This is a genomic window from Streptomyces sp. NPDC002889 (assembly GCF_042888425.1).
Taxonomy (GTDB): Bacteria; Actinomycetota; Actinomycetes; order Streptomycetales; family Streptomycetaceae; genus Streptomyces.
In genome coordinates, this window is the sequence record NZ_JBIAPT010000005.1 from 341,040 (window position 1) to 357,031 (window position 15,992).

General features: G+C 69.5%; 14 protein-coding genes. 11 read left to right on the forward strand and 3 right to left on the reverse strand.

The genetic code is table 11. The features are described from left to right. Positions 1-559 precede the first annotated feature (559 nt). Positions 560-964 (forward strand): VOC family protein, encoded by a 405-nt coding sequence (locus ACFYWI_RS10285; protein WP_389228195.1) that lies wholly within the window; start codon positions 560-562, stop codon positions 962-964. A gap of 6 nt (positions 965-970) precedes the next feature. Here the strand turns inward: ACFYWI_RS10285 and ACFYWI_RS10290 are convergent, their stop codons facing one another. Both ACFYWI_RS10290 and ACFYWI_RS10295 read right to left on the reverse strand, forming a co-directional pair. Next, on the reverse strand, positions 971-1,453 hold the full coding sequence (locus ACFYWI_RS10290) for a hypothetical protein (RefSeq protein ID WP_389228198.1): 483 nt from the start codon (positions 1,451-1,453) through the stop codon (positions 971-973). Then, positions 1,450-3,903 (reverse strand): molybdopterin oxidoreductase family protein, encoded by a 2,454-nt coding sequence (locus ACFYWI_RS10295; protein ID WP_389228201.1) that lies wholly within the window; start codon positions 3,901-3,903, stop codon positions 1,450-1,452. The genes ACFYWI_RS10290 and ACFYWI_RS10295 overlap by 4 nt, the downstream gene beginning before the upstream one ends. A 492-nt stretch (positions 3,904-4,395) precedes the next feature. On the opposite strand from ACFYWI_RS10295, the gene ACFYWI_RS10300 reads away from it, so the two are divergent. From ACFYWI_RS10300 to nagB, 9 genes are all read left to right on the forward strand, one after another. After that, complete coding sequence (locus ACFYWI_RS10300; protein ID WP_389228204.1) at positions 4,396-4,851, forward strand: nuclear transport factor 2 family protein; 456 nt, start codon at positions 4,396-4,398, stop codon at positions 4,849-4,851. Between the two features lie 82 nt (positions 4,852-4,933). Then, positions 4,934-5,860: a hypothetical protein gene (locus tag ACFYWI_RS10305; protein WP_389228207.1), complete on the forward strand. Its 927-nt coding sequence runs from the start codon at positions 4,934-4,936 to the stop codon at positions 5,858-5,860. Between the two features lie 372 nt (positions 5,861-6,232). Further along, entirely contained in the window at positions 6,233-6,529 is a 297-nt protein-coding gene (locus ACFYWI_RS10310) for a hypothetical protein (RefSeq protein WP_389228210.1), read from the forward strand. 412 nt (positions 6,530-6,941) lie between these two features. Then, complete coding sequence (dhaK, locus tag ACFYWI_RS10315) at positions 6,942-7,934, forward strand: dihydroxyacetone kinase subunit DhaK (RefSeq protein WP_389228213.1); 993 nt, start codon at positions 6,942-6,944, stop codon at positions 7,932-7,934. A 51-nt stretch (positions 7,935-7,985) separates the two neighbouring features. Next, a complete protein-coding gene (gene dhaL, locus ACFYWI_RS10320) occupies positions 7,986-8,609 on the forward strand; it encodes a dihydroxyacetone kinase subunit DhaL (protein ID WP_389228216.1) in 624 nt (207 codons plus the stop codon). Beyond that, positions 8,606-9,016, forward strand: coding sequence for a PTS-dependent dihydroxyacetone kinase phosphotransferase subunit DhaM (locus ACFYWI_RS10325; protein WP_389228219.1), 411 nt, complete (start codon positions 8,606-8,608; stop codon positions 9,014-9,016). Before dhaL ends, ACFYWI_RS10325 begins: the two co-directional genes overlap by 4 nt. A gap of 209 nt (positions 9,017-9,225) precedes the next feature. Then, on the forward strand, positions 9,226-10,116 hold the full coding sequence (locus ACFYWI_RS10330; RefSeq protein WP_389228222.1) for a hypothetical protein: 891 nt from the start codon (positions 9,226-9,228) through the stop codon (positions 10,114-10,116). A gap of 113 nt (positions 10,117-10,229) precedes the next feature. Further along, positions 10,230-10,868 (forward strand): class F sortase, encoded by a 639-nt coding sequence (locus ACFYWI_RS10335; RefSeq protein WP_389228225.1) that lies wholly within the window; start codon positions 10,230-10,232, stop codon positions 10,866-10,868. Positions 10,869-11,121: 253 nt separating this feature from the next. Continuing rightward, positions 11,122-11,904, forward strand: a complete 783-nt coding sequence (gene nagB / locus ACFYWI_RS10340) for a glucosamine-6-phosphate deaminase (RefSeq protein WP_389228229.1) — start codon at positions 11,122-11,124, stop codon at positions 11,902-11,904. A 363-nt stretch (positions 11,905-12,267) separates the two neighbouring features. Here the strand turns inward: nagB and ACFYWI_RS10345 are convergent, their stop codons facing one another. After that, positions 12,268-12,645 carry a hypothetical protein gene (locus tag ACFYWI_RS10345; protein WP_389228231.1) on the reverse strand — a complete coding sequence of 126 codons (378 nt, stop codon included), beginning with the start codon at positions 12,643-12,645 and terminating at the stop codon, positions 12,268-12,270. 206 nt (positions 12,646-12,851) lie between these two features. Here ACFYWI_RS10345 and fxsT point away from each other — a divergent pair, with 206 nt between their 5' ends. Beyond that, positions 12,852-15,752: an FxSxx-COOH system tetratricopeptide repeat protein gene (gene fxsT / locus ACFYWI_RS10350; RefSeq protein WP_389228234.1), complete on the forward strand. Its 2,901-nt coding sequence runs from the start codon at positions 12,852-12,854 to the stop codon at positions 15,750-15,752. The last annotated feature ends 240 nt before the right edge of the window (positions 15,753-15,992 follow it).

Sequence of the window (15,992 nt, forward strand, 5' to 3'; positions counted from 1 at the left end):
CCCCTGCCGCCCCGATCGGGTGGAGTGCGGATGGCTGCGCGTCCCGCTCGACCGGCAACACCCGGCCGGCGAGCACATCCGCATCGCCGTCTCACGCGTACGCGCTTCGGGGCCACCCGGCTGGTGGCCCTGCACGACGGCGAGGTGGTGGCCACGACCGGCGTGCGATCGGTCGGTCCGGGCCATCCGCCGCGGCGGTCGTGTACCGGTCGTCAGCGTGGGTGGACGACCGCGGTCCGGGGCCGGCCTCAAGTAGGGTGCCACCGCGACAGACAGAGGAGCTGTCAGGCGCTGCGAGTGGGCCGCTCGCCCGTCCGGGACGCGCACGGCCGCACTGCAGCACCGGTGTAGCCGATCACGGGCAGGTCCACGGTCCCGGAATGCCGGATCGTCCCGGGCCTGTAGACCGAGGTCGCCCGCTTGGCGACGACCACTCGATCCCCACCGCGTGGACGGGCGACCCGCGAGCCGGATCCTGCTCGCCGCCGAGGTGGTACGTGCTGGCCGGCCCGGTGGAGCCGCCCCGTATGCGCTCGGCAGCAGGGGGTAGCCGAGTCCCATGACGGTACACAAGATGAGTGTCCTGGTTCTCGACGCCGCCGAGCCCATCGAACTGGCGGAGTTCTACGCGGGGTTGCTCGCCGCGGAGGTACGGATCGGCAGCGACCCCGACTTCGTGGAAGTGTGCGGACAGCACGGCGTCCATCTGGCGATGCGGCGCGACCACGGGTATGCGCCCCCGAGTTGGCCACGGCCGGAGGACTCGCAGCAGGCACACCTGCGCATCCTGGTGGCGCGGGGCGACATGGACGAGGCGGAGCGGGAGGCGATCGGTCTCGGCGCACGGCCGGTCTCCGCGAAGGACAACAACGGGCCGCGCGACGAGCGCCTGTACACGGACCCGGCCGGTCACTCCTTCTCGCTGGCCGTGTCTCCCGATGCCGCAGGAGGCGTAGGGCTGTGACCGACGTCAGGTGGCCAGGATCTGCGGAGCGGACTCCTTGAGCTTTCCTTCGGCCCAGTGGATCTGACGCTCGGTCTCCCTGACGCACGACCGGGCGAGGGCGAGCAGCTCGGCGTCCTTGGCGGCCTGCGCCCCTTGGACCACCATGTCCCAGTCCAGTCGCACGCCCGTGGCGTCCGTACAGATCTGCCGCAGGTCGTACAGGAGCACGAGCTCGGCGTGGTCACGGCCCGCGCCGAGCTCGCCGGCCCTTTCCTGCAGACGGTCCAGCAACGCGGACCGTCGCCCGGGGCCGGGATCGAGGTCCAGGCCGTAGCGGGTGGCGACGTGGGCCAGCTCCCTGATGTGGCGATGGCTCCAGGCGGCCAGATCCTGCCCGAGCTGGTGGATCTCATGGTCGGCTCCGTGCCGTTCGGCGACGCGCAAGAGGTGGTGTGCGAGCCGGTTTTCGTGGTGATGCAGGTCGTGCAGGACCAGGCCGAGCTTCATCCCGGGCCCTCCTCGTTCTCCTCGGCCTGCGCCGTAGTGTCTCCGCGTGTGGGGGCAACGTCCTGGGCGACCGGTGCGGCCGCGGCCGTCGTCGGGGCTGCGGAAGCTCCCTGCTGGTGGCGGACCAGGGTGAGGCGAGCCGTCGACGTCTTGAACAGGGGCTGCTTGGACGCGGGATCCCAGTCGGTGGCCGTCAGTTCGTTCGCGGCACGGGCGACGGGTCCTGGCCCTCTGCGGTCGGGGGTGTCCCAGTAGCCGTAGTGGAAGGGCAGGAACACCACCCCTGAACGGATCGCGGTGATACGCACCCGGGCACGCACTCTGCCCCGTGGCGTGGCCACTTCGACGAGATCTCCTTCGTCCGCCCCGCAGGCCGCGGCGTCCGACGCGGACACCTCGACCCATACCTGCGGTGCCGCACCCTGCAGTTGGGGTACCCGGCCGGTCTTGGTGCGGGTGTGGAAGTGGTAGAGCGTGCGGCCGGTGATCAGGCGCAACGGGTGGTCGTCGTCGGGCTGTTCGTGCGGGTGCAGATACCCGGCGGCTTTGATCATCGCCTTTCCGTCCGGGTTCTGCGCGCGGTACTGAACCGGTTGCGTGAACGCTCCGGTGACCAGGTCCCTCCCGTAGCTCTCGCAGTAGTCGGGCCCGCTGTGGAACTTCCCCTGGCCGTAAAGGCGTTCGGTGCCGTCGGGGTGCTCCTCGTTGCACGGCCACTGGATGCCGCCGTGCTCGCGCAGCTTGCCGTAACTCAGCCCGCTGTAGTCGCACGGGCGGCCACGGCTGCACTCCTTCCACGCCTCGAAGCAGCTTTCGGCGTCGTCCCATGGGACCAGTGGTTCGCCGTCCTTGTCGGTGAGGGCGAGCCGCCGCGCGTAGTCCAGGAAGATGTCGAGGTCGGGCCGGGCCTGACCGGGCGGCTCCACCGCCTTCTCGGAGAGATGGACCGTGCGGTCCGCGTTGGTGAAGGTTCCCGTCTTCTCCCCCCATGCGGCGGCCGGCAGCACGACGTCCGCCAGGTGTGCGGTCTCGGTGAGGAAGAGGTCCTGGACGACGAGGAACAGGCGCTCCTGCTGGAGCAATGGGCGGATACGGCCCAGCTCGGGCAGGGACACGGCGGGGTTGGTCCCCGAGACCCACAGCATCCGGATCGAGCCCTGTTCGGCGTAGCGCATCATCTGCATGGCGTGGGTCAGCGGTCCGTAGTGCGGGATCTGCTCCGGCTCGATGTTCCAGATCCGTGCCAGCTCGCGCACATGGTCCTCGTTCGCCCAGTTGCGGAACCCCGGCAGGTCTCCGTCGGCGCCGCACTCCCGTGTGTTCTGGGCCGTGGGCTGCCCGTTCATCTGCAGGATGCCGCAGCCGGGCCGACCGAGCATGCCACGGATCAGATGCAGATTGTTGACCTGTACGGCGGCAGCCGTCGCCTGATGCGACTGGTAGAAACCCTGCAGAACGGTGGACAGCAGTCGGCGTGCGCCGCCGAGCAGCTGCGCGGCCTCACGGATCTGGCTCGCCGGTATGTCGCACAGGGCGGCGGCCCGCTCGGGCGGACACCGGTGCACGACGTCTGCGAGGTCGTCGAAGCCCACCGTGTGGCGCTCGAGGAAGTCCCGGTCGACCAGGTCCTCGGCGATGATGTGGTGCAGCAGGCCGTTCATGAGCGCGACGTTGGTACCCGGCAAGGGGGCCAGATGAATGTCGGCGGCTCGTGCGACGGGGGTGGGGCGCGGGTCGACGCAGATCAGCGCGGGCGGATCGGCGCCGGCTCGCCGGTCCAGAATGCGGCTCCACAGCACGGTGTGGGCTTCGGCCGCGTTGTGCCCGAACAGCGCGATGACATCGGCGTCATCGATGTCTGCGTACGAACCGGGCTGTCCGTCGCAGCCGAACGACTGCTTGAGCGCGGCAGCGGCGGACGCCGTGCACAGCCGGGTGTTGCCGTCCAGATGACGGGTGCCGAGACCGCCCCGGGCCACCAGCGAGAGCGTGTAGTACTCCTCCAGGAACAGCTGGCCCGTCGTGTAGAAGCCGATGGCCGAGGGGCCCTGCTCCTCCATGAGCTGCCGGGTGTGCCGCACGATCCGTTCCATGGCCACGTCCCAGCTGCGCTCGACCAGTTCGCCGTCCTCCCGTACCAGGGGGCGGGTGAGCCGGTCGGGGGACGAATTGGCCTGCCAGCCGAACAGATCGGTCGGCCCCAGTCGGCCACGGTTGACCCGGTCCTGGGCCCTGCCGCGGACGCCGACGATACGCCCGGCACGGACGGCAATGTCCATGGCGTCGCCGCCTGAGTGCAGTACGGATGCCGAAGGCACCCAGCGCTCCACGTCGTCGGGCGTCAGACCGTCGGCCAGGAAGGAGTCGACTCGTACGGGCCAGGGCTCACCGGGCGCGTACGGGGTACGGCTGCCCCACGGCTGCGCGATCCGGTCGATCCGACTGCTCACGGTCACCTCCCGGCACGCCCGGTGCTCGGCGTGTCGTCACCAGGTGGTCACCACCCGGTCCACTGCACCGAGTGCCCCGATCGGTGCGTGTTATGACAATCGCGGAACCCTCGACAACAATCGCCGGGCACCGGGCCGGCATGGCGCGCAGGGCGTCATGGTGCGTGGCGAGGACCGACCTGCCGGGTGCCGGTTCACGGACGAGGAGCTCTCCGGGCCGCATACCGGCCGCCTTGTGCAGCCTTGATCCCCGACCGGTGAGGACCCGGATGAGAAGGATCATCCTGATGATGTCGATGTCCCTCGACGGCTTCGTCGAGGGACCTGACCGCGAGATCGACCCGGCTCGCCGAGACCCGGACGTTCGGCAACGGGGTCGTCCTCCTGCGATACGGCGCGCCGAGGCTTCATCGCCGGCTTGATCCACATCGCCCGGACGATCCGCGCAAAGCGGCTTGACCTCAAGTGCGGTTGAGGCAGGAAGGTCGGGCCATGACCACACAGACCACGGCTCACGCCGAGATCAGCACGCTCGTCACCCGCTTCTTCCGTGCTCTGGACGAGCGGAGGTTCGAGGACGGCTCGGGGCGCGACTACGTCACGGACGATGTGCGAACGGTGACCCCTGTCGGCACAGCGGAAGGAATCGAGTCCGCGCGGCACACCGAGCGCGCCCTCGGGAGGTTCGCCCGCACTCAGCACACGGCCACCGATCTTCTCGTCGATGTCGACGCCGCATCGGGACGGGCCACGGCATCGTGGAACGCGCTCATGACGCACGTCCACCACGATTCCACTCTTGAGCAACGCGGCGAAGGCGCGGACGCCCTCTTCACCGTGGGCGGCGTCTGGGAGACCGAACTGCGCCGCACGGACGACGGCTGGCGTTTTTGCCGGATGTCCGTCCGGGCCATCTGGACGTCGGGGGAACCTCCCCTACCTACCTGAGTGACACGGCGTGCGTCGGTGCTGTCACCTCCGTCCCGAGGTGCAGACTCTTCCTCATCCGATGGAAGGGTGCCGGGGAGCCGTGGATCTGGAGAGCATCGCGGACGAGTTGTACGCCCTGCCGCCGCAGGAGTTCGTCGGCGCACGCGGCCGGCACCAGGCCGCGGCCCGCAAGGCGAAGGACCGCGAGCTCGCCGACCGGATCGGCGCACTGCGACGGCCGACGCTGTCGGCGTGGGCCAGCAACCTGCTCGTCCGCGACCGGCCGGACCAGGTCGCCGGACTGCTCCGGCTCGGTGAGGGCCTGCGCCGGGCCCACCAGGAACTCGACCCCGAGCAGTTGCGCACCCTCAGCCGTCAGCAGCACGCCGTGGTCGGTGAACTCGCCCGACAGGCCCGGCGTTTGGCGGCCGAGGCCGGACACCCGGTGAGCGACGAGGCGCAGCACGAGGTCGAAGCGACGCTGCACGCGGTCCTCGCCGACCCGCAGGCCGCACAGGAGTGGGCCGACGGCCATCTGGTCAGACCGCTCAGTCCGCCGGTCGGATTCACGGCGGGCGCGGTAGCCGGAGCGCCGGCCCACAAGGCCCCGGCCTCCCCGTCCGCGCGGAAGGGGAAGCCCACTGGTGTACGAGACCGGGCAGAGGCTGTCGGCCCTGCGTCGACGGCCCGGGAACGAGAGCGCAAGGAGCGGCGGCGAAGGGCACTCGACCAGGCCCGAAAGGATGCGGAGGAGGCAAGGGAGCGGGCCCGTGAACGCGAGAGCGATCTGCAACGGGCCGAGGAGGAGCGGGAGCGGGCCGAGACCGCCCTGGCGGAAGCGAAGGACCGCGCGGCCACGCTGGCCCGGGAGCTGAAGGAGGCACAGGGGCGTCAGCGCTCGGCCGACAGGGCCCTGGACCACGCCCGGCAGCGCGCCACCAAGGCCGGCCGCGACGCCGGCGAGGCCCGCCGTGACGCCAGGGCGGCGGAGGCCCGGGCCGAGCGGTCGGCGGCGGACCGGGACTGATCCGGCTCGGGCCGGGTGAACAGTCCCGGTCCCCGTCGTCCGCCGACGGCGGGGACTCGTCCCGAGGGATGGAGCCGGGGCACGCCCGGCGACGCGGGCGACAGTGCGCGACGACGGCGACCGGTACGACCGGAGCGCTCCGGCACTTCTGAGCGAAGGTCGTGACGTGCAGCGCCGAGCAGGAGGCACGGGCGACGGTCGGTGCCTGCCCGCCCGGCGGGGTTCCGCCGGGCCGAGACGCCCATCGACCCGCCCGGCGTGCCCCGGTCGCCGGGAGCCCGCGATCCCGCAGCGGAGGCGGAGCCGACGCCACGGATCTAGGGTGGTCCGAGAGAGCGCCATCTGCGAGCCGGCGCTCCGGAGGAGGCTGCGATGGAGGAGCACTTCGTCTGGGTGACCACGCGCCGTATCAAGCCCGGCGCGTTGGAGGATTTCGAAAGGGCATGGCGCCCGGGTTCACCCCCGCGCGAACTGCGCCGCGCCTTTGCGTACTGGTCCGAGGACGGGCAGGAGATCACCGGGGTGTCGTTCTGGGACTCCAGGGAAGCCTGCGACTCCTGGCGGGCATCCGACGCGGAGAAGCAACGGCGTGAGGCCATGGCCCCCTACGTCGTCGAGGAGCGGGAAGGTTTCTACCGCGGCGGCGAACTCACTGTCCCCGTACGGTAGTCACCGTTCCACCCGCGAGGTCCTCCGAGCGGCGCTTCACGGCCCGACGCACGGCCTCGGACCGCGAAGCGCCGCTCTGTGCACTGTCATCGGCGCGGCCGGGCCGGCCGCCACGCGGATCGCTTCACGCAGCGCCAGGAAGCCGTGCGACTCGGATCCGCCGCGTCTCCCCGGGAACTCCGAACATGCACGCAGCGGGAGTACCGACCGTGAACCCGTTCCCGATCACGCCCTTCTCTTCGATACTGGACCCAGCTGGTCAGAGATCGGACAACACCGGAGTGCACCTGATGGGCGGTCATCAGCATCGAGCAGCAGCAGGCCTGCCGGACACCGCCGCCGAATATCGAGATCCACAACCCTCACAGCCGTGCTGAACAGGGACAACAGCCAGTCTCACCCGGAGGTACCCATGAGGATGCTCATCAATGTGCCGGAGACCGTGGTCGCGGATGCGCTGCGTGGGATGGCCGCGGCACATCCCGAGCTGTCCGTCGATACCGAGGGCCGGGTCATCGTGCGGGGTGACGCTCCGGTGGCCGGGAAGGTCGGGCTGGTGTCCGGCGGCGGGTCCGGGCATGAGCCGCTGCACGGCGGATTCGTCGGGCCGGGAATGCTCGACGCCGCGTGTCCCGGGGAGGTCTTCACCTCGCCCGTTCCGGATCAGATGGCGCGTGCCGCGGCCGCCGTGGACAGCGGCAAGGGCGTGCTGTTCATCGTGAAGAACTACACCGGCGACGTGCTGAACTTCGACATGGCAGCGGAACTCGCCGAGGACGAAGGCGTCCAGGTGGCCAAGGTACTGGTCAACGACGACGTCGCGGTCACGGACAGCCTCTACACCGCGGGACGGCGCGGCACGGGGGCGACCCTGTTCGTGGAGAAGATCGCGGGGGCAGCCGCCGAGGAAGGGATGCCACTGGAGCGGGTGGAGTCGATCGCCCGGCAGGTGAACGAGGCGTCCCGCAGCTTCGGGGTGGCCCTCAGCGCCTGCACCACGCCCGCCAAGGGAAGTCCCACCTTCGACCTGCCGCCGGGCGAGCTGGAGCTGGGGATCGGCATTCATGGCGAGCCCGGACGCGAGCGACGCCGGATGATGACCTCCGGCGAGATCGCGGACTTCGCCGTGGGTGCGGTCCTGGATGATCTGAAGCCCTCCGCTCCCGTGCTGGCACTGGTCAACGGGATGGGAGCGACTCCGCTGCTGGAGCTGTACGGCTTCAATGCCGAGGTCCAGCGGGTCCTCGCAGAACGTCAGGTGTCCGTCGCCCGTACGCTCGTGGGGAACTACGTGACCTCGCTCGACATGGCCGGCTGCTCGGTGACCCTGTGCCAGGTGAACGACGAGCTGCTGCGGCTGTGGGACGCACCGGTGCAGACGCCGGCGCTGCGGTGGGGCCGCTGACCGTCCCCTTGACGGGAACCTGGGAACACCGCTGAGCCACAGGGAGTTCATGTGCTCGACGCCGACTTCTTCCGCCGCTGGCTGCTGACTGTCGCCGCGGCCGTCGACCGCGAGGCCGACCGACTGACCGAGCTGGACTCGGCGATCGGCGACGCGGACCACGGCATCAACCTCCGGCGCGGTTTCACGGCCGTGACCGCAGCCCTCGAGAAGGAGACACCGGCGACCCCGGGGGCCGTACTGGTGCTCGCGGGACGGCAGTTGATCTCAAGCGTCGGCGGGGCGTCCGGGCCGCTCTACGGGACGCTGCTGCGGCGCACCGGCAAAGCGCTGGGCGACGATGCCGAGGTGTCCGCGGCCCAGCTCGCCGATGCGCTGCGTACCGGAGTGGCCGCGGTGGCGCAGCTGGGAGGGGCGAAGGCCGGGGACAAGACCATGCTGGACGCCCTGGAACCGGCGGTGGCGGCGCTCGGCGATACCACCGACTCGTTCGCGGTGGCCCGCGCGGCGGCCGACCAGGGCGCGCTGGCGACCGTACCGCTGCAGGCGCGCAAGGGCAGGGCCAGCTACCTCGGTGAGCGCAGCATCGGGCATCAGGACCCGGGGGCGACGTCTTCCGCCCTGATCGTCGCCGCGCTCACCGAGACTGTGGAAGCGGCGGAGGTGGATTCATGAGCGGCGGCGTACCGGTAGGGATAGTGCTCGTCTCGCACAGCAAGGAGGTGGCCGCGTCCGTCGCCGAGTTGGCACAGGGGCTCGCGGGCGGCGGTACGACCGCGCCGGTGGCCCCGGCCGGTGGCACGCCGGACGGGGGCCTCGGCACCAGCTCCGAGCTCATCAGCACGGCGGCGCACCAGGTCGACCAGGGCGCGGGAGTCGCCGTGCTGGTCGACCTGGGCAGCGCCGTGCTCACGGTGAAGGCGCTCCTGGCGGAGGGCGATGAGCTCCCCGGCGACACACGGCTCGTGGACGCGCCCTTCCTGGAGGGAGCGGTGGCCGCGGTGGTGACCGCATCGGCCGGGGGCGATCTGGACGCCGTCGAGGCGGCGGCCTCGGAGGCGTACGGCTACCGCAAGGCCTGAGACCGGGGACCGAGGGGCCGGCGACGCATCCGAAGGGCGAGGCCGCTGCAGAGGCGGCGAGGACGTCCGGTCGGGCCGCTGACGCACCCGGCCCCCTTGAAGTGGCAGGCCTCCTGGCCCCCTCATAGCGTCGTTTCCGTCGAGGTGCATCTCCCTGCCCTTTGTGGAACTCCTCCGCGGCTGCTCCTCGGGAACTCGGAGATCGAGACATGCGCGCCACACGGATCGCCTCGTTGTCCCTCGTCGGCTTCACCGCCCTCACCCTGAGTGCGCCGGCCGCCGTCGCCGACGACGAGGTCGAGGCGAGCGCTGTCGTGCCGTCCGGCTTCAGCGTCTCCCCGCGGACCGTCGCACCGGGCGACACGGTCACGCTCTCGGCCACCGAGTGCGCTGCCCGGACGGTCACTGTCTCCTCAGGCATCTTCGACACCGTCACCCTCGCGGAGGGCCTTCCCGGCAAGGCACGAGTCGACCCGGACGCGAAGTCGGGCGCCGACCACGAGGTCACCTTCGCATGCGAGGACCGGAAGGGGACCGCCACGCTGACCGTCACCGGCGGCTCCGGCTCCGATACCGACACCGCCGGCACCCACCAGCAGCCCGGAGAGACGAAACCCGCAGAGGCCGAGCCCGAGGGTGCCGAGGCGGAGGGGACGAAGGGAGAGGAAATCCGGCCCGAGGGCACCACACCCGAACTGGCCCTGCTGGAGGAGACCAGGCCGGAAGCGGCCATGCTCGAGGATGCCGAGCGCGGAGAAAGCGCACGCGAGGAAGGACGGCCCGAGCCGACGAAGCGCGAGGAGAGCACATCCGAGGTCGGCGAACGCGAGCCGACCAAGCGCGGGGAGACGAAGCCTGACGAAGGCAAACGCGAGGGGGACACGCGCGGGGAGACGAAGCCTGACGAAGGTAAACGCGAGGAGAACGGCCCCGGGCTGACCAAGCCCCACGGAGGTGTACGGGGCGGGGAAGGCGGAAGCTTCGCCGGTCTCGGCCCCGCACCGGCCGCCCTGGGCTACACATTGGTCGCGGGCGCGCTGGGTGCCGGCGTCTATCTGCTGCGCCGGCGGCCGATCCGGACCGGCGGCGGCAGCGCCTGACGTGGGACATCGGCCCTACGGCCTCGCGCTGTCGGGCCGGGACGGCAGGCACCGTTGAGCGCGGCACCCCGTCAGCGCACACCTTCGAGCGGGAACGGGAGGGAACTCCACCCATGCCCACGTCCTCGATGCGCGGCCCCTGGTTCACGGTCCTGTGCATGCTGCTGTTCGGCCTGTTCCTGATCCGCAACGGCTCGGCCGATCCCGTCGGCGCCCCGCCGCAGCCCACCGCCGTCACCGCGTCGCCACGCCCCGATCCGGCCACCCGTCCGCGGCCGCACGCGCCCGCCCCGCTTCCGCACACGGCGCCGCTGCGGATCAGGATTCCGGACGCGGCCGTGGACGCTCCGCTGACGAAGGTCGGGCTGGACCCCGACGGCTGGATCACCGCCCCACCGCAGCGCGACGGCAATGTCGCGGGATGGTATTCGGGCTCGGTCGGTCCTGGGGAGCGCGGCACGTCCGTCGTCGTCGGGCATGTCGACAACAAGGCCGGACCCGCGGTGTTCTACGCACTCGGCGCCCTGAAGCGCAACGCTCGCGTCGAGGTCCGCAGGGGTGATGGGCGTACGGCGTTGTTCGCCGTGTACGCCGTCAAGATGTTCGCCCAGAAGAGCTTTCCTGCCGATCAGGTCTACGCGGACACGGACGCTGCGGAGCTGCGGCTCATCACCTGTGGCGGCGACTACACGAAGGAGAGCGGGTACGAGGCGAACGTCGTCGCCTACGCACGCCTCACCGCCATCCGCTGACCGAGCCGGCCCGAGCACGGAGCCGCAGGCCGGGTCGGATCAGGGCGGCGGCCGCGCGCGGTGAGGCCGCCGCCCTCCGCGTGGGCGCGGTCGTGGGACGGCCCGTCCAACGCGTCCCGCAGAGCGGTCTCGGCGCGCTTGCGGATCAGTTGGTGCGGTGTTCACCCCTGGGACCGCCCCGGCACGAGACAGCCGGGCCCCCGACCAGGTAGATTGGTCTACACCACTTGCGCTTTCAGAGACAGGGATCTTCGTGGAAGTTGTCATCGTCAAGGACTCCGCCACGGGCGGCGCACTGATCGCCGACGCCATGGCCCACCTGCTGCGACGCAAGCCCGATGCCCTCCTGGGCGTCGCCACGGGATCGACCCCGCTGCCGGTCTACGAAGCTCTCGGAGCCAAGGTGCGGGCGGGGGCGGTGGATGCGTCCCGGGCCCGGATATGCCAGCTCGACGAGTACGTGGGCCTGCCCGCGGGCCATCCCGAGTCCTATCGCTCGGTCGTCCTGCGCGAGGTCCTCGAGCCTCTCGGACTGACCGAGGCCTCCTTCATGGGTCCCGACGGCACCGCCGACGACGTGGCCGCCGCCTGTGCCGCCTACGACAACGCACTCGCCGAGGCCGGAGGCGTCGATCTCCAGCTGCTGGGCATCGGCACCGACGGACACATCGGCTTCAACGAGCCGTGCTCCTCCCTCGCCTCCCGTACCCGGATCAAGACGCTCACCGAGCAGACCCGGCGGGACAACGCCCGGTTCTTCGACGGTCCGGACGAGGTCCCGCACCATGTGATCACTCAGGGCATCGGCACCATCCTGGAAGCACGCCATCTTCTCCTGCTGGCCACCGGGGAGGCGAAGGCCGACGCCGTCGCGCTCGCCGTCGAGGGCCCGCTCTCGGCGCTGGTACCGGCCTCGGCCCTGCAGCTGCACCCACACGTCACCGTGGTGGTCGACGAGGCCGCGGCGTCGCGCCTCAAGCTCGCCGACTACTTCCGCGCCACGTACGCGGCCAAGCCCGACTGGCAAGGCCTGTAGTCACCTGCGGCGCGCCCCGGTGGACCGGCCGGAAGCGGAATGCTCCGGCCGGTACGGTCGTTCGACCCGACCTGATCCGCTCGGATCAGGTGACGGGCGGCCCAGATGACGCAGCCCGCGTGGCGCTCAGCGGCGTGAGTCGGCGCTGCTCACGGCACAGCGCGCACACGTACAGGGGCACCGGCGGCCCGGAGGACCGCTCCCCCAATTGGATCAGTACAGCCGTCTCAGATGGGCCCTTGTGCCAATGGCACCAGCCCTGGGTCCCGTCGCCATGACCGGCACCGTAGGGACGGTGATTGTGCAACCGCGCCGCGATTGCGCCGGATTGCGCGCGCCCGTCGGTGGGTTGATCCGCGTTGCTCACGCAGTCTGGAGCTGAGCCCGTGCGCGGACGATCAGGCGGTGCGCCTGGTGCTCGAACACGGCCGCTTCACACAGCAATTGCCACAGCTTGCGGTACAGCGCGACGTCCTCCGCCGTGTCGAGCAGCACGTCTGCCGGCGCGTCCTCCGTCCAGCGCTTCACGTTGAACGCCCAGCTGTAGAGGGTCTGTCGAACGGCCCTGTGATCGGGCATGCCCTTGGTGTCCTTGACCAGCGCGAGCGGGACCGTGGCCATGGCCTCAGCAAGATTCCGGCGGGTCGTGGCAGGGGAGTGGTCCCACTTCATCTCCACGTAGTTCCTGGCGTGCTGGTACCAGGTGATGTCGCGCTCCTTCTGCACCATCGACTTGGGCAAGCCGCTGCAACACAAGGCGTGTTGCAGCCGTCGGCGAAGCCGACCCGCGTAGGTCGTGTCGCCGGAGGCGACTCCGCTTTGGGCACCGCCCCATCCCAAGCCCTCTCCCGCGCCAGTGGCGACCTTGACGTTTTCCTGCAGCGTCCACGCTATAGGCGGGATCATTGCCACGACACGGCAAGCACATGGTCACTCGGGGGGCCACGATGACCGACAGCACTCAACAGTTCTTCATCAGCTACGCGGGGCCGGACCGCCCATGGGCCGAATGGGTGGGCTGGCATCTGGAACAGGCTGGCCACCATGTCACCCTCGATGTGTGGGACTGGCACACCGGGGACAACTTCGTGCACCACATGGACCACGCCCTCGGAACAGCTGACTCCGTTGTGGCCCTGTTCTCCAAGTCCTACTTCGACCCCGAGCGATGGACCCAAGAGGAGTGGACTGCCACCGTAGCCCGCCGTGACCGCATCATCCCCCTCGCTCTCGAACCTGTCGCCACTGCCGTTGTCCCCCCTCTCCTGGCCGCAAAGCTCCGCAAAGACCTCCACGGCCTGGATGAAACCGCCGCCGTAATGGCCCTGAAGGAGGCAATCAACGGCGGCGCCCGCCCGGCCAGCCCACCGCCCTTTCCCGGCGCCACTCCGGCGGCAGGCTTGGCCGCGGTCTCAAGCGGCACCAAGCCCCGGTTGCCTAGTAGCACCGGACAGCCCGATGTGTGGAACGTACGCCGCCGCAACCCTGACTTCTCCGGCCGTGAGGCCGAGATCGCCCAACTCCGTGACGGCCTACTCAGCGGGCGGCAGGCCGCGGTGCAGGCCCTGCATGGGATGGGCGGCATCGGCAAGACACAGATCGCCCTGGAGTACGCCCATCGCTTCGCCGGCCAGTACGACCTGGTGTGGTGGATCGACGCCGAACAAGCCGACCAGGTACCCGTCCACTACATCGAGCTAGCCGACCGTCTCGGCATCGCCAAACCCGAGGCCGGATCCGAGCACAACGCCCGTGCAATCCTGCAGCACCTACGGGCTCAGGAGCGCTGGCTCATCATTCTCGACAACGCCGAGAATCCCCACCAGATCGAACCCTGGCTGCCCGAGGGCTCCGGCCATGTCCTGATCACCTCGCGCAATCCGGACTGGCGCGGTATCGCCCACCAAACCGGCCTGGACGTCTTTAACCGCTCCGACTCGATCTCGTACCTCAGGGTCCATATTCCGACCATCACCGCGGAACAGGCGGACCTCCTGGCAAGGGACCTCGGCGACCTTCCCCTGGCCCTCGCACAAGCAGCGGGCGTCATCGGCAGCGGCATGACCCTCGACCGCTACCGCCAACTCCTTACCACCAACACGGCACGGATTCTGAAAGAAGGGGATGCACCCGGCTACCCGGCGTCGCTGGCCGCCGCGGTTGGCATCGCTACCACCCGTCTGGACGACGACCGACCCGACGCCGTTGCTCTTCTCCGTCTAGGTGCCTTCTTCGGGCCTGACCCTATTCCCACCAGCTGGCTGGAGAGGGCTCGTGCTCGGCTAACCACGATTCCCGGTGATCCGGGCGATCTCATGTGGCCACACTCCGCCCTGCAACCCCTCAGCCGCTACGGACTCGCCCGCGTCGACCACGAAACCTTCCAGATTCACCGTCTCACCCAGGCCGTCCTCCGCGACCAGACCAGTCCAGAGCACGCTGCAAGGATCCGGAACGACGCCGCTACCATCCTCAGCAGCACCGACCCAGGCAACCCGGAAACACCGGACACCTGGCCCGCCTGGGCCTCTCTAGCCGCACACCTCGTGCCCGAGCAGGGCGTCCTCACCGAGCGGTCCGAGCTACGGCCGACCTTGCTCAAGGCCGCTCTCTTTCTCCTCCGGAGCGGCCAGCCGCGCAGCGCACACAGCCTCACCACGTCCCTAAGCAAGTCGTGGGCCGACGAATTGGGACAGGATCATCCCGATACTCTCAGCTGTATGCAGTACTTCGGTCATGCGACCGCTGATGTGGGAGACGTCAGCGGAGCCATGACTCTAGTGGAGGACACTTTCGACCGTAGGCGACGTGTCCTGGGCGACGATCACCCGGAGACGCTTCAATCCGCCAACGACCTAGCCGTAATTACATCGAAGTTGGGCAAGCACGCAGATGCTCTGCACATGCACGAGAACACTTTCCGACGTCGGCAGCGCATCCTCGGTGACGACCATCCTGACACCCTTCAATCGGGCCACAACGTAGGCATCGCCCTGAGCCACGCGAGGGACCATGTGGCGGCTCTCCGTATGCACGAAGATACGCTTCGGCGTCGGCGGCGCGTCCTTGGCGATGACCACCCCCAAACCCTGGAGGTCGCCCATAGCGTCGCCACCACCCTGCACAACCTCCGCAAACGTGAGGAGGCTCTCCACATGCACGAGGCCACCCTCCGGCATCAGAAGCGCATCCTCGGTGATGACCACCCTGACACCTTGGATTCCGCCTTCGGTCTCGCCAACGCATTCCAGAGCACGGGCAGAAGCGAGGAGGCTCTCCGCGTGCACCGGGAGACGCTTCAGCGGCGGCGGCGGTTCCTCGGTGATGACCACCCTGACACCTTGGACTCCGCACACGGCGTAGGCATCGCCCTGAGCCACGTGAGAGACCATGTGGCGGCTCTCCGTATGCACGAAGATACGCTTCGGCGTGGGCAGCGCATCCTCGGTGATGACCACCCCCAAACCCTGGATGTCGCTCACAGCCTAGGCAACATCTTGAACAACTCCGGCAAGCGCGAGGAGGCTCTCAGCGCGCACGAGGACACGCTTCGGCGTCGGCGGCGCGTCCTCGGTGATGACCACCCCGATACCTTGGACTCTGCCTACAGCCTCGCCGTAACACTGCAAAACGTCCGTCGGTACCAGGAAGCGGCTCAGCTACTTGCAGACGTACGTGACCGCCAGCGTCGCGTGCTCGGCGAACACCATCCCGATACCGTGACCACCACTGAGGCCTTGGCCGGAGCTTTGACCAAGATGGGCAAACGCTTTGCAGCCCAGCGACTGCTGGCGAACCAACGGAAGCAGACAAAGGGACGCCTCAACGGCAAAAAGAAACGCCGGTAGCCAACGGACCATCCCAAGGGTCTGCGCTGCTCTTGGAGTTTCTCCGTGGGGCTTTTTCGGAGGCCGACGATGCGATCTTGTCGAATGGGGGCCGTCCGCAGGCAGCCCGTCGGCCCAGCCGATCAGTGAGAATCGTGTCGTCGGCAGCGAGGCGTCTGTGGACGATACGTGGACGAGGGGCGTTCCCACTCTGTGCTCAGTGACGTACATCGCAGGTCAGAAGGGGCGCAGATGTCGCGA

Bases quoted from the DNA above. Each gene is read 5' to 3' on its own strand.
- ACFYWI_RS10285 (WP_389228195.1), top strand. From the start codon at position 560: ATGACGGTACACAAGATGAGTGTCCTGGTTCTCGACGCCGCCGAGCCC.
- ACFYWI_RS10290 (WP_389228198.1), bottom strand. From the start codon at position 1,453: ATGAAGCTCGGCCTGGTCCTGCACGACCTGCATCACCACGAAAACCGG.
- ACFYWI_RS10300 (WP_389228204.1), top strand. From the start codon at position 4,396: ATGACCACACAGACCACGGCTCACGCCGAGATCAGCACGCTCGTCACC.
- ACFYWI_RS10310 (WP_389228210.1), top strand. From the start codon at position 6,233: ATGGAGGAGCACTTCGTCTGGGTGACCACGCGCCGTATCAAGCCCGGC.
- dhaK (WP_389228213.1), top strand. From the start codon at position 6,942: ATGAGGATGCTCATCAATGTGCCGGAGACCGTGGTCGCGGATGCGCTG.
- ACFYWI_RS10325 (WP_389228219.1), top strand. From the start codon at position 8,606: ATGAGCGGCGGCGTACCGGTAGGGATAGTGCTCGTCTCGCACAGCAAG.
- ACFYWI_RS10330 (WP_389228222.1), top strand. From the start codon at position 9,226: ATGCGCGCCACACGGATCGCCTCGTTGTCCCTCGTCGGCTTCACCGCC.
- ACFYWI_RS10335 (WP_389228225.1), top strand. From the start codon at position 10,230: ATGCCCACGTCCTCGATGCGCGGCCCCTGGTTCACGGTCCTGTGCATG.
- fxsT (WP_389228234.1), top strand. From the start codon at position 12,852: ATGACCGACAGCACTCAACAGTTCTTCATCAGCTACGCGGGGCCGGAC.